12 protein-coding genes are annotated in these 12109 nt (G+C 71.1%); 8 read left to right on the top strand and 4 right to left on the bottom strand.

The window, feature by feature from the left end; genetic code table 11:
• Positions 1-843: 843 nt before the first annotated feature.
• On the top strand, positions 844-2028 hold the full coding sequence (locus INT49_RS03890; protein WP_193116413.1) for an ATP-binding protein: 1185 nt from the start codon (positions 844-846) through the stop codon (positions 2026-2028).
• A gap of 16 nt (positions 2029-2044) precedes the next feature.
• On the top strand, positions 2045-2548 hold the full coding sequence (locus tag INT49_RS03885; RefSeq protein WP_193116412.1) for a DUF1648 domain-containing protein: 504 nt from the start codon (positions 2045-2047) through the stop codon (positions 2546-2548).
• A 33-nt stretch (positions 2549-2581) separates the two neighbouring features.
• On the opposite strand, the gene INT49_RS21000 is transcribed toward INT49_RS03885, so the two are convergent.
• A complete protein-coding gene (locus INT49_RS21000; RefSeq protein ID WP_319021503.1) occupies positions 2582-3037 on the bottom strand; it encodes a PP2C family protein-serine/threonine phosphatase in 456 nt (151 codons plus the stop codon).
• A complete protein-coding gene (locus tag INT49_RS20995; RefSeq protein ID WP_226849709.1) occupies positions 3004-3723 on the bottom strand; it encodes a MerR family transcriptional regulator in 720 nt (239 codons plus the stop codon). Before INT49_RS20995 ends, INT49_RS21000 begins: the two co-directional genes overlap by 34 nt.
• 160 nt (positions 3724-3883) lie before the next feature.
• Here INT49_RS20995 and INT49_RS03875 point away from each other — a divergent pair, with 160 nt between their 5' ends.
• The 4 genes from INT49_RS03875 (at position 3884) to INT49_RS03860 (ending at position 7191) form a co-directional block, all read left to right on the top strand.
• Positions 3884-4924, top strand: a complete 1041-nt coding sequence (locus INT49_RS03875; RefSeq protein ID WP_193116411.1) for a GNAT family N-acetyltransferase — start codon at positions 3884-3886, stop codon at positions 4922-4924.
• A gap of 154 nt (positions 4925-5078) precedes the next feature.
• The gene (locus INT49_RS03870; RefSeq protein WP_193116410.1) at positions 5079-6236 is read left to right on the top strand and encodes a YncE family protein; all 1158 of its coding nucleotides are present in this window, start codon (positions 5079-5081) and stop codon (positions 6234-6236) included.
• A gap of 2 nt (positions 6237-6238) precedes the next feature.
• Entirely contained in the window at positions 6239-6721 is a 483-nt protein-coding gene (locus tag INT49_RS03865) for an SRPBCC family protein (protein WP_193116409.1), read from the top strand.
• Positions 6718-7191: a DnaJ family domain-containing protein gene (locus INT49_RS03860; protein ID WP_193116408.1), complete on the top strand. Its 474-nt coding sequence runs from the start codon at positions 6718-6720 to the stop codon at positions 7189-7191. Before INT49_RS03865 ends, INT49_RS03860 begins: the two co-directional genes overlap by 4 nt.
• A 25-nt stretch (positions 7192-7216) precedes the next feature.
• Here the strand turns inward: INT49_RS03860 and INT49_RS03855 are convergent, their stop codons facing one another.
• Together INT49_RS03855 and INT49_RS03850 are read right to left on the bottom strand one after the other, a co-directional pair.
• Complete coding sequence (locus tag INT49_RS03855) at positions 7217-8053, bottom strand: nucleotidyltransferase family protein (RefSeq protein WP_193116407.1); 837 nt, start codon at positions 8051-8053, stop codon at positions 7217-7219.
• Complete coding sequence (locus INT49_RS03850; protein WP_193116406.1) at positions 8050-8949, bottom strand: serine protein kinase RIO; 900 nt, start codon at positions 8947-8949, stop codon at positions 8050-8052. The genes INT49_RS03855 and INT49_RS03850 overlap by 4 nt, the downstream gene beginning before the upstream one ends.
• A gap of 291 nt (positions 8950-9240) precedes the next feature.
• On the opposite strand from INT49_RS03850, the gene INT49_RS03845 reads away from it, so the two are divergent.
• Positions 9241-11277, top strand: a complete 2037-nt coding sequence (locus INT49_RS03845; protein ID WP_193116405.1) for a GxGYxYP domain-containing protein — start codon at positions 9241-9243, stop codon at positions 11275-11277.
• Positions 11274-12086 (top strand): GNAT family N-acetyltransferase, encoded by an 813-nt coding sequence (locus INT49_RS03840; RefSeq protein ID WP_319021502.1) that lies wholly within the window; start codon positions 11274-11276, stop codon positions 12084-12086. Before INT49_RS03845 ends, INT49_RS03840 begins: the two co-directional genes overlap by 4 nt.
• Positions 12087-12109: the final 23 nt, after the last annotated feature.

Below are 12109 nucleotides of genomic sequence, written 5' to 3'. Positions count from 1 at the left end.
AGGCGGGACCGGAAGACGGATCGGAGGCGGCACCAGAAGGACCGTCGGAGTGACTAGCGGAGCGGTCGCCCGGAACGTTGCTCGCAGGCCCATCCTGCCCACCATTGGACAGCGAATCCTGCTCGAACTCCTCACCCACAACGACCCCTCCTTCCACCCCTGGAAAACACCGACCCCACTGCCGACGACTTCACTTCATTTTACGCGATCGAACACCTTTGCGATAGACCCAACCAGCAATGTGTATGAATTTGTGGATAACCACCCACTGGGGAGGAAGGGTGACGCTCGGCGAGAGTGACGCCGAGGGGAGAGGGCTGCGCGCATGGCGGTCGGAGAGGTGGTCAGATGGTCGAGGTCTCGTACGTCAACGCAGGTCAGAGGTCACTGTGTGGAAGGTGTCCAGATTTTCGAGGTCGCGCTGGCGGGCCGAGGCGCGAGTGCTCTGCAGGGGAGGGAGTTCGGTCAGTGAAGGGTGCGACCTGCGTTTTGTGGATAACCTGCCACTGTGGAGGAAAGAATGGGAGAGGGGACGTTCGGGAGTGCATATATCGGTCGCATTGTGGCCGGTGGAAGTGGTGGACTTCTGACGGCGCATCTGGGCTGCTGAACCTCGGGGCGTCGGCGTCGGCGTCGCGGTCGCGGTGGCGGCCGCCGGGCCGGGTCTCGTCGACCGGGTTTCGTCGGCTGGGCCCGTCGACCCGCCCTGCAGATCCGCTGGCCCGCCCTGCAGATCCGTCGGCCCCTTTACATACAGTCACCCACACGAGAGAGTCGTCGGGGCGCGGCACTGTTCCACGCCCGCTCCCTCCGCACACCCCCACCCACTCCAGACGGGACCCCATGGACCACCGGACCGGCAACCCCTTCACCCCGGGATTCGGCCTCACACCGTTCATCCTCGCGGGCCGCGCCGAAGCCATCGAGGACTTCACAGCGGCGCTGGCGGGCAACGTCCCCGAGGCGCGCGCGATCCTCATCTCCGGGGCGCGCGGTTCCGGGAAGACGGTGCTGCTGACCGAGTTCAAGGAGCTCGCCCTCGACGCGGGATGGACCGACCTGCGCGTGCACACCTCCTCGAGCTCGCTGGTGGAGGAGCTGCGGGGCACGGCGATCGCCCGCCTGCGCGAACTGGACCCCGAGGCGGAGACCTCTCGGCTCACCTCCGCGCGGATCTCGGGAGCCGGCGCCTCCCGGGAGATCCACCAGCGCTATGAGGGAGAAGGAGAGCCGCTCACCACGGTGCTGGACCGGCTCGCGGCGCTCACCGACGAGGACGGCGGCGGTCTGCTCATCACCCTCGATGAGCTGCAGTCCGTGGACCGCGACCAGCTGCATGCGATCACCCAGCACGTGCAGGACCTCATCGGGTCCGGGCACGCCGTCGCGTTCCTCGCGGCCGGGGTCCGCCCCGGGGTCGACGCCCTGCTCGACCACGAGCGCACCACCTTCCTGCGCCGGGCGCACCGCATCGAGGTGGGCAGCGTCGACGTGGGCACCGCGGCCGAGGCGATCCGTATGACCATCGCCGACACCGCGAAGACCATCACGCCCGAGGCGGCGGTGCTCGCCGGGGAGATCTCGCAGGGCTACCCGTACCTGATCCAGCTCATCGGCTCGAAGGCCTGGCAGAACAGCGGTGACGCCGACACGATCGAGATCGAGGACGTGCGAGGCGGGCGTGACGGCGTGGTCGCGGCGATGATCAAGAACGTGCACGGCCCGGCCCTGCGCGGCCTCAGCGCCCGCAAGCGCGAGTACCTCCACACGATGCTCGCGGACGACGGGCCCTCGAAGGTCGGGGACATCGCCGAGCGCATGGGCATCGACCCGCGCAACCAGTCCACCTATCGCGAACGGCTGATCGACGACGAGCTGATCCGCGCCGCCGGCCGCGGCCTCGTGGAGTTCGCCCTGCCCTACCTCGGGGCAGCGCTGATCCATGAGCAGGCGGAGGGGGCCGCGACGGAGCCGGGGAAGGGGCTGACGCGGTCCCATCGCTCGCGGCGCCCCCGCGGCACCCGCTGATGGTTACCGTGGGGGAATGACGAACTCGAGACCTGCCCGGACGTACCGGACCAGCCTCCCCGTACGGATCCTGCGCGCGATCGGACTGCTCGGGGCGCTGACGATCACCATCTGGCTCGTGCTCGCGTACCGGACGATGCCGCAGACGATCGCGACGCACTTCGGCCCCGGGGGTGCGGCCGACGACTACGGCAGCAAGGTCACGGCCCTGGTGCTCGCCGCGCTCATGGTGGCCCTGACCCTGTTCCTCGCCGTTCTGTCCCTGCGCCCGTCGATGCTGAACTATCCGACGGTGATCACCAAGACGAACGCGCAGGCGATCTACCGCGAGGGCGAGCGAATGCTGGTGCTGGCGCTGGTCAGCATGCAGGTCGTGTACCTCGGTCTCGGCCGGTCCGTGTCGGACGGCGCGGGGTCGGCCCTCCTGGCTCTCGGTCTGGTCCTGCTGGTGGCCTGCATGGTCCTCGGGATCGTGCGACTGGTGCGAGCGGCGCGGACGGCCGAGGGCGTAGCCGCCTGAGGGCCACGCACCTCGCCCGTTTGCCTGACCCCGTCAGATTCGGGCGAGCGCGACCGCGACGTTGTCCGGTCCGCCGGTCTCGAGGGCCAGGGCCACCAGGTCGTCGGCCAGCTGGTCGACGTCGGCGGCCGGCGCCGTGAGGGCATCGGCGAGGGCCGACGGGTCGACCACCGCGTGCAGCCCGTCCGAGGAGAGCAGCACGAGGTCGCCCGGTTCGAGCCGACGGATCAGGAGGTCCGGAGCGGTCGGGGCGCCGGCGGCCAGCGCACGGTTGAGCACGGCGCGATCCGGATGCGCGGCGACCTCCTCCGGGGCGATGCGGCCCGCCGCGACGAGGGAGCGCAGGCGGGTGTGGTCCTGGGTGACCGCCTCGATCCGGGTGCCGCGCACGAGCGTCACGCGCGTGTCGCCGATGTGCGCGACATGCAGACGGCCGGCATGGAGGAGCGCCGCCGTCAGGGTGGCGCCGTCGGGCCCGTCGGCCGGCACCAGCGCCTCGGCGGCGGACCAGGCGGCTTCCAGGCGGCTTCCAGCGCGGCGAGCGGATCGGCCGACGGGTCCTGCCCGACAGCCCCGACAGCCCCGACAGCGTCGACAGCGTCGACAGCGTCGACGAAGGCGGAGAGGATCCGTGCGGAGAGGTCGTCGTCGGCGCCGAAGCCGTCGGCCATCGCGAGCAGCAGCGACTCGTCGGAGAGCTTGCGGGTGAGCACGGCGTCCTGCTGGGACCCACGGACGAGCCCGCGATGCGAGGCGGTGGCGACGTGCAGGGGTCCGGTGGAGCGGGTCGTGGTGGATGTCGTCATGGTGCTGTCCTCCTGGGGACGTTCCCCGAGGTCACGGACGAGGTCGTCGACGGCGGCGCCGCGGGAGAAGGCGTCGGCCTCCTCCTGCCGCCACCAGGAACGCAGTTCGGAGACGGCGGCCGCAGCCTCGAGATCGCAGAGCACCTGGATGCGGGCGAGCCCCATCCCGAGCCCTCGCAGGGACGCGATCAGCTGCGCCCGCCGAACCTGGTCGGCCCCGTAGGAGCGGTACCCGGTGAAGGGATCGATGCGTCGCGGCGGGAGCAGTCCTGACTCGGCGTACAGGCGCAGCGCCTTCGGGCTGAGCCCGCTGGCCGCCGCCAGCCCGCCGATGCTCAGCAGCTGTGCATCCCGGTCCACCTTCGCCATGCGTTCCTCGGTCGTGCCTCGCCCGAGGTCCTCGGGCACCGGGGCGTTCCCGGCACGGACCACGCTCGGGATTGCCCCCGGGGCAGAGTCAAGCGTGCCTGGTCGGGAGTGTCCGGATATTCCGTCGACCCGCACCGATTCTCTGTGATGCACTGCGATCATGCACTTCTCGATCCGTCCTCTGGACCCCACCTCCGATCTCGAGCTCACGCAGTACGGCGCCCTCGACGTCGCGCTGGACGAGGCGGCGCACGGCGGCAGCGAGGTGTTCACGCTCGCCCAGCGTCGGGTGCTGCTCACCGACACCCCCTACTACCGCACCCAGCGCTGGGTGGCGGTCGCCGAGCCGGTGGAGGGCGGGGAGGTCCTCGCCGGGATCGCCTCGGTGTACCTCCCGCAGCAGGAGAACCTCGACACGATCTCGGTGGGAGCCTCCGTGCACCCGGCGTTCCGGGGGCAGGGCATCGCCACCGCGCTCGTCGAGGAGGCGCTGATCCCGGCGATCCGGGAGTCCGGGCGCGCCCTGGTGGAGTGCTACGGCGCGATCCCGGCCGACGGCGACCCCGATGATCCGTCGGAGCCGACGAACCGTCTCGCCGCGCGCCTCGGGATCTCCCGCAAGAACGTCGCCGTGTGCCGCATCCTGCCGCTCCCGCTCGAGACCTCGCTGCTGGAGAGGCTGCAGGCCCAGGTCGACGAGAAGATCGGCGAGTACCGCGTCGAGCTGTGGGACGGCGGCATCCCCGAGGAGCATCTGACGGCTTACGGGCTGCTGATGCGCCAGCTCGAGCTCGACGAGCCCGACGAGGAGATCGAGCACGAGGCGACCGAGTACACGCCTGAGCGGATCCGCACGATGGTCCAGCGGATGCAGGATGCGGGCACCCGCGCGATCATCGCGGTCGCCGTCGCGCCCGACGGCAGCTTCGTGGGCAACTGCGAGGTGCACCTCCAGCAGGCGGAGGGGACGACGATCGCGTGGCAGGAGAACACGCTGGTCATGCCTGATCATCGGGGACACCGGCTGGGTCTCGCGCTGAAGGTCGCCACGCACCGGCTGCTCACGGAGCAGACGCCGCAGGTGCGCTCGATCGCCACCTGGAACTCGCACGTGAACCCCTGGATGATCGCGATCAACGAGGCGCTCGGGTACCGGATCGCGTATCGCGAGATCGCGCTGCAGGGCCGCCCGCAGCACTGAGGCCGGCCCCGGCGACACGCCCAGGTCTCGTCGGCTCCGCGCCGACGGGCTCTCCTCGGCCTAGGTTCGTGGCCACCGGCCGAGGGGGACCAGCGTGCAGGCACGGCATCGTAGGAGATCGTTGCGGCCAGGGCGGCCGCATGACCAGTTCACCATGATGATCGCGATCATGGCCGTCATCATGTCCGGCGGGATGCTCACGGGCCTGCTCGCCAACGCCTCGGCTCCCGCCCAGGAGCGGGACGCGGCCGCGCACCGAACGTCGCTGCTGCCGCCGGGGGACCCGTCCAACTCCACCCGCATGGACGACCGCACCCGGATCACGGGGGACATCACGCCGAAGTCCGTGGTCGCCGGTCCGGGCGGCACCGTCATCGCGAACAACATGATGTACAGCCACAGCTCGACGCTGTACGACGCGGAGACCCTCGAGCTGACCGCGACCGTCTCCGACGAGGTGGACCTGTCCGAGTTCGGGTTCGAGGATCGGGCCGGCGCCACGCAGGGCGCCCCGGTGGAGGCGGTGTTCTCGCCCGACGGCGCCTATGCGTACGTGTCCCAGTACCGGCTCAAGGGCCCCGGAGCGGGCGCGAAGGCCACCGACGACTGCACGAACGGCGACGCGATCGGGAACTCCGCCGTGTACCGCCTGAACCTCGCCAGCGGACAGTGGGACCAGGTCATCGAGGTCGGCCGGGTCCCGAAGTTCATCTCCCTCTCGCCCGACGGCAGCATCGCCCTGGTCTCGAACTGGTGCGACTCGAGCGTCTCCGTCGTGGACCTGGACGAGGGCGTCGAGACCAGCCAGATCCCGGTGGACTCCGCCCCGCGCGGCAGCGTGGTGCTGCCGGACAACCGCACCGCCTACGTGACCGCGATGTACGCCGACGAGCTGTACAAGCTCGACCTGGTGACCGGCGAGAGCGAGCTGGTGCTGGAGACCGGTCGCAAGCCCCGCCACCTGGTGCTCTCGCCGGATGCGAGCCGCATGTACCTCACCGAGTCCGGTTCCGACCGGCTGCTCGAGCTCGACCCGGCGACGGGCGAGGTGCTCCGGGAGGCGGAGACCGGCCGCGAGCCGCGCTCGATGACGATCTCGCCGGACGGCCTCGCCCTGTACGTGGTGAACTATTACGCGAACACCGTCTCCAAGTTCGACACGGAGACGATGGAGGAGATCCAGACGGTGGAGGTCGGGCAGAACCCGATCGGAGTCACCTACGAACCGACTCAGCGCCGCATCTGGGTCGCGAACTACGCGGGGTCGATCGACGTCTTCGACGACACCACCCGCGCCGAGGAGATGATGTGACCATGAGTGAGAGCACCGGAGCAGGGACCACCCCGGCAGATCGCGTCGTCCGTGCGTCCCGGGAGATCGCCGCCTCCGCCGGAGCGATCTTCGCCCTGATCGCCGATCCGGCGGAGCAGCCGCGCTGGGACGGGAACGACAACCTCGCCGAGGCCGCCACCGGGCAGCGGGTCACGGCGCTGGGCGACGTGTTCGTGATGACCAACCGCAACGGGGGAGTGCGCGAGAACCATGTCGTCGCCTTCTCCGAGGGTCGCGAGATCGCCTGGATGCCGGCGCCGGAGGGCCAGGAGCCGCCCGGGCACCGCTGGGGCTGGGAGCTCGAGGAGCTCGATGCCCGGCGCACCCTGGTCACCCACACCTACGACTGGTCGCAGCTGACCGACGAGAAGCGTCTGGCCAAGGCCGCCGGCTACACCGCCGAGAATCTGCGAGCCTCGCTCGACCGGCTCGCTCTGCTCGCCGAGGGTGCGGACGGGCCATGAGCTCGCGGGACGACGCCCGGGTCCAGAGCGAGCTCGAGCAGGCCATCGCCCGCGGCGACTTCGACGACCTGCCCGGCACCGGCAAGCCGCTGGACCTGCCGGCCTCCCCGGATCCCGACTGGTGGATCCGGCAGCGCCTCGCCGAGGACGACGTGGACCGCGACGCGCTGCTGCCCGTGGTGATGCTGCTGCGCCGCGAGTACGAGCGCCGCGACGACACCCTCGTCGAGCTGCCCAGCGAGCAGTCCGTGCGCGAGTTCGCGACCGAGTTCACCCAGCGGGTGCACGATGATCGTCGTGCGAACCCGCTGGCCCGTGTGATGGCTCCCGAGATGGATCCCGATGACGCCGTGGAGCGCTGGCGGGAGCTGCGCGCCGCGACGGCCGACCGCGAACCGGCGCGGGCCGAGACCGCGGTCGAGGGCCGACGGCCCCGTCGGCGCTGGTGGCCCTTCGGCCGACGGGGATGAGCCGGGAGCTCGGAGGGGTCGGAGCTCAGCGCCCGTCGGCCAGCGACTCCTGCGCCGTGGTGATCAGCGCACGCACGGTGCGCACCGCCGCGGTGAGCGCGGGCTCCGAGAGGTCCTGACCGATCGTGGACAGCGCGGCTGTCGCTCGACTCGCGAAATCCTGGGTCTCGAGGGGGAGGCGGTCGACCGCGGGCACGAGGCCCTTCTCGGTCGTCACCCACGCGCCGGCATCGGCGTGCCAGGCGTGCGCGCACCACATCAGGGACGTCGCGCAGCACAGCTGGAGGTAGGCGACATCGCCGCGGCCCGTCACCTTCGCGGCACCGCCGACGAGGAATTCCGCCGTCCGGAGCTGCTCGACCAGGGCATCGCGCAGGGGAGCGGGATACGGGTCCAGGCCGTGGCGGAGCTCCTCGAGGACGCCTCGGGGATCGACCAGAGGTCGGCAGGTGGCGACCTCGCCCGCATAGGCGATGTCGACGTATCCGAGGGGATGCCCGGTCTGGTGGTGGACGGCGAACTCGCCGCGCCGGGCACGACGGCACTGTTCGCGCACCCGGTCCACGTCCCGCAGGATCAGGTCCACGGGGGTGCCGTCGATCGTGAGCCAGGCGCCGCCGTCGACCCAGGGGCCCCAGCCGCCCGGCCCCGCGACGTCGACCGGGGAGCCGACGATCGAGGTCGCCGCTTCGCGCAGGGCGGGGAGATCGAGCTCGGACGCCTCGTAGTAGAGGCCGAGGTCCACGTCGGAATCGGCGTGATGGGTCCCCCGGGCGCGACTGCCTCCGAGGGTGACAGCGCGGATCCCCTGCACGGCGGCCACTCGCTCGGCGACCTCCTGCAGGCGGGCACCGGTGATCATGGGGTCTCCCAGCGGCGCATGGACTCCGCGAACCACTCCTCCGGGTCCGCGGCCGTCGGTGACGCCCCGTGCGCGAGCAGCCAGGTGCACACGTTCGTGCAGTCGCGGCGCAGGAACTCGGGTCCCTTGGGATTCGCGATCAGGTCGATGACCTGGGGGACGTCGATGATCACCGGATCCGGCACCTCGGCGCGGGAGTCGATGAGGATGTTGTACGGCGAGAGGTCGCCGTGGACCAGCCCGAGCCCGGCGAGGTCGATGACCACGTCGCGCAGCCGCGCCGCCCAGCGCGTGGTTGTGGCCGCGTCGGGGCTGGTCTCCTGCAGGCGCGGCGCGGCGACCGCCCCGCGCTCGTCGTCCGTGCCGATGAACTCCATGCACACCTCGGTGCCGACGATCTGGATCGGGTAGGGGACCGGCAGGCCCGCCTCCCACAGACGGTTGAGCACGTCGAACTCGGTGCGGGCCCACTGGGCGGCCGCGACCTGCTTCCCGAAGGCGGTGCCCTTGGCCATGGCGCGGGCTTCGCGGGTGTCCTTCCCGCGGCGGCCCTCGGAGTACTCATGGGAGCGGTGGAACGAGGAGTGCTCCGGGGCGCGATAGCGCTTGGCGACCATTAGGGTGGCCTCGCCCGGAGAGCCGGTGAGCAGCTCCTCGGGCAGGGCGCGCTCGAGCAGGAAGGCATCGGCCTCCTTGCCGGTCTTGAGGATGCCGAGCTCGGAGTCGATCGCCCCGTCGTGCTGGACGATCCAGGCGGGGAAGGGCTGCGGGCCGCGGTCCATGGTGTGCGCGGTCTCGGGCCAGGTGGACCAGCGCTGGTCGTCGTCGAGCTCGGCGACGGTGGCGGTGAGCAGGGAACGGGCGAAGAAGGCGTCCAGATCGAAGGACGGGGTCATGGGGTCTCCTGAGGGAGGACCTGCGAGATGCTCAGCAGGTCGGGGTGGAACGGAGGACTGCAGGGGTCAGCGCGGTGACAACCATCTGGTCCTCCTTCCCTCGGGGCCGTCCCGTCCGGGGCGGCGATGGATCCACCGTAGAGGCGCGCGATGCCGGGGTCCACTGAATTACCGGGGATCGATCACGAGCGGTCCGCCGTCCCCGTCATTAACCGGTTCAGCGAAATGCTTCCCACGGTGCACTGAGGGCGGTTAGCCTCAAGATCCCTCTCACCCGATCAGGAGTCGACGATGACGTCCGACCTGCATCATGCCCAGCCCTCCCACCCCGTCACCCGCCGCGCGGTGCTCGCGGGATCCGTGGGCGCCGCGGCGCTCGGAGCCGGCATGGGTGCTCCGGCCCTCGCCGGCGGGCCCCCGGATGCCCGAGCCGTGCACTGGAAGCGCGGGCATGTGTTCCCGATGGTCAGCGCGACCGGGAAGATCGTGGTCGCGGACGTCCGGGAGCTCGACGGCTTCGACCGCCTGCTGCTGATCTCCCTGCAGGGGCTCGTGAACCGCGACCGTCCCGAGATCTACCTGATCCTCGACCCCGTCGACGAGACCTGGATCCCCGACCTGCCCGTGCGGGCGACCCGGGTCGAGGACCCGTTCTCCCTGCTCGAGACCTACCGCGACCGCGTCGCCGGGGCCGTCGTCTACGACATCGACTCCCCGCACACGATCAACCTCGCCACCACGATCGCCGGCCTGCGCGGCGGGGTCGTCGCGAGCGCCGAGCAGGTGCGAGCGCACGGACTGAGCGTGCTCGAGGACCTCACCGGCCGCTTCGAGGACGATCCCGCCGCGGTGCACGACTGGGCGATGTCGACCCTCTGGCCGGAGTGCACCCATGAGGTGCTCGTGGGCCTGCCGCCCACGCACACGGTCACCGTCGAGGGGATCACGTGGACCGAACTGCTGCGCGAGGAGGAACGGGTCACCGACTCCTCGAACCTTGACACGTACACCGTCGACCTCTCGGGCTCGCTCGGCGCCGACGCGATCTTCCTGCGCCTGAGCGACGCCTTCCCCCAGGACGGCTGGGGCCCCGCCGTGCACGCCGTCGAGGTGACCGCGGACGGCGCGGTGCTCGCCTCCTTCGTGCCCGGCACCGACGAGGAGACCCCGTTCCTTTTCGACGGCAGCGGCTCCTCGACGAAGGAGGGCCTGCGCTTCGCCGACGGCGGCGGGTCGTTCATCTACCGCGTCGAGGTCCCTGCGGGGACGTCGGCCGTGAGCGCCGCGATCGAGGTGGAGAACCAGTTCGTCATCTCCGCGACCGACCAGGCGCCCACCCGCGTCGAGCCCTTCGCCTCCTTCCGGGACTTCTCGGTCGCGACCGGGGCGCTGGTCAGCTGGCTGCCGCCCTCGGGTGCGAGCGGGAGCCAGTTCGAGGATCTCCTGGAGCAGGTCGATCCCGGCACCGTCTACGCGGGCTGGTTCTCGAACGACGTCTCGGGGGAGTGGTCCGGCGTCGAGCTGTGCAGCCGGGCCGGGGTGATCGTCGTGGCGGCGGACTACTACGCCAACGCGAGCGTGCTCTCGGCGATCCGGGCGAGCACCCGCGCCACCCCCTCGGCGCGGTCGACGGCCGCACCGGAGAACCGCACCTACCTGACCCTCACCATCGGCGAGGGCGACAACATCCAGTACTGCCAGCGGCACATGCGCGAGCTGTGGGACGACCCCGGTCGCGGCGCCGTGCCGATGAACTGGACCGTCTCCCCGCTGCTGGAGGACATCGGTCCGGCGCTGCTGCACCACTTCCAGACCTCTGCCACGGAGAACGACCTGCTGGTGTGCGGGCCCTCGGGCGCCGGCTACACGTACGGGGACTCCTGGCCGGAGGACGAGCTCGCGGTGTTCACGCAGCTCTCCGGGCAGTACCAGAAGCGCACCGGGCTCGACGTGGTCTACGCCTACTCCACGCCCGTGCCCGGCGGCGCCCCGCCGGTCCTGCCGGACTGGGTGCTGGAGTCCTACGCCGAGGACGTCGAGCTGCGCGGCATCATCCAGACCGACGAGTCCGGGGAGATCTCCGATCCCGGCGCGGCGGTGCCGTTGATCGGCACCTTCTATCCGCCCGGCGGGGTCGAGGAGTTCCGCTCCGAGCTGCTCGCGCGGATCCAGGAGCACGACGGGGACGGCCCGCTGTTCCTGGCCGGCCTCATCAACGCCTGGAACTGGACGCCGAGCGACGTGGTCGCCCTCGTGCAGGGCCTCCCCGACGACGTCGAGGTGCTCCTCGCCGACGAGTTCTTCGACCTGTTCGCGCAGACCGCGTGAGCGCACATCCCACCCTCGCGCAGCTGCTCGCCGCCTATGACGAGCAGCTGCGCGAGGAGGCGGACTTCGACGGCGCGCTCGATGTGGCGCGGCACGGGCCGCTGTGGCTCGTACGGCTCACGGGAGGTCGGGGGTTCGTGACCTATCGCGACCTCGGGGGTGCCGGGGGCGAGGAGGTGCGTCGGCTGGTGGAGGCGGCGGTTGCGCACTTCGTCGAGGACGGGTCCGTGCGGGAGATCGAGTGGAAGAGTCGCGGACACGACGATGCACCGGGACTCGAGGATGCGCTGGCCGAGCACAGCTTCGTGGCCGAGGAGACGGAGTCGATCATGATCGGCCCGCTCGAGGGGCTCGTCGGCGACGGGCGGATTCCCGAGGGGGTGCGCGTGCGGCGAGCCGTCGAGGAGGCCGACGTGCGCGCCGTGAGCGCGATGACCGACCGCGCCTTCGGGAACGAGGTCGACGGCTCCCGCGCCGACTCCCTGGTCGCGCTGCTCGCCCGGGACGACGGGTCGCAGCAGTGGGTCGCCGAGGTCGACGGCCGGCCGGTGAGCGCTGGTCGCCTGATCCCCGTACCGGGCACGGAGTTCGTGGGGATCTGGGGCGGGGCGACGCTGCCCGAGTTCCGGCACCGCGGGATCTACCGTGCGCTCACCGCCGCCCGCGCCAGGTCCGCGCTCGAGGCGGGCTACCGGTACCTGCACAGCGACTCGACGCGGTTCTCCCGCCCCATCCTCGAGCGCTCGGGGCTGGTGGCCGTCTCCACGACCACGCCGTGGGTGCGGCGGGAGGGCTCGTCGGGACAGTAGGGCTGGACGCCGGATGCCGCCGG

Origin of the sequence: Brachybacterium tyrofermentans, assembly GCF_014897585.1 — a bacterium.
Lineage (GTDB): Bacteria > Actinomycetota > Actinomycetes > Actinomycetales > Dermabacteraceae > Brachybacterium > Brachybacterium tyrofermentans.
This window is presented reverse-complemented; position numbering and strand designations above follow the sequence as displayed.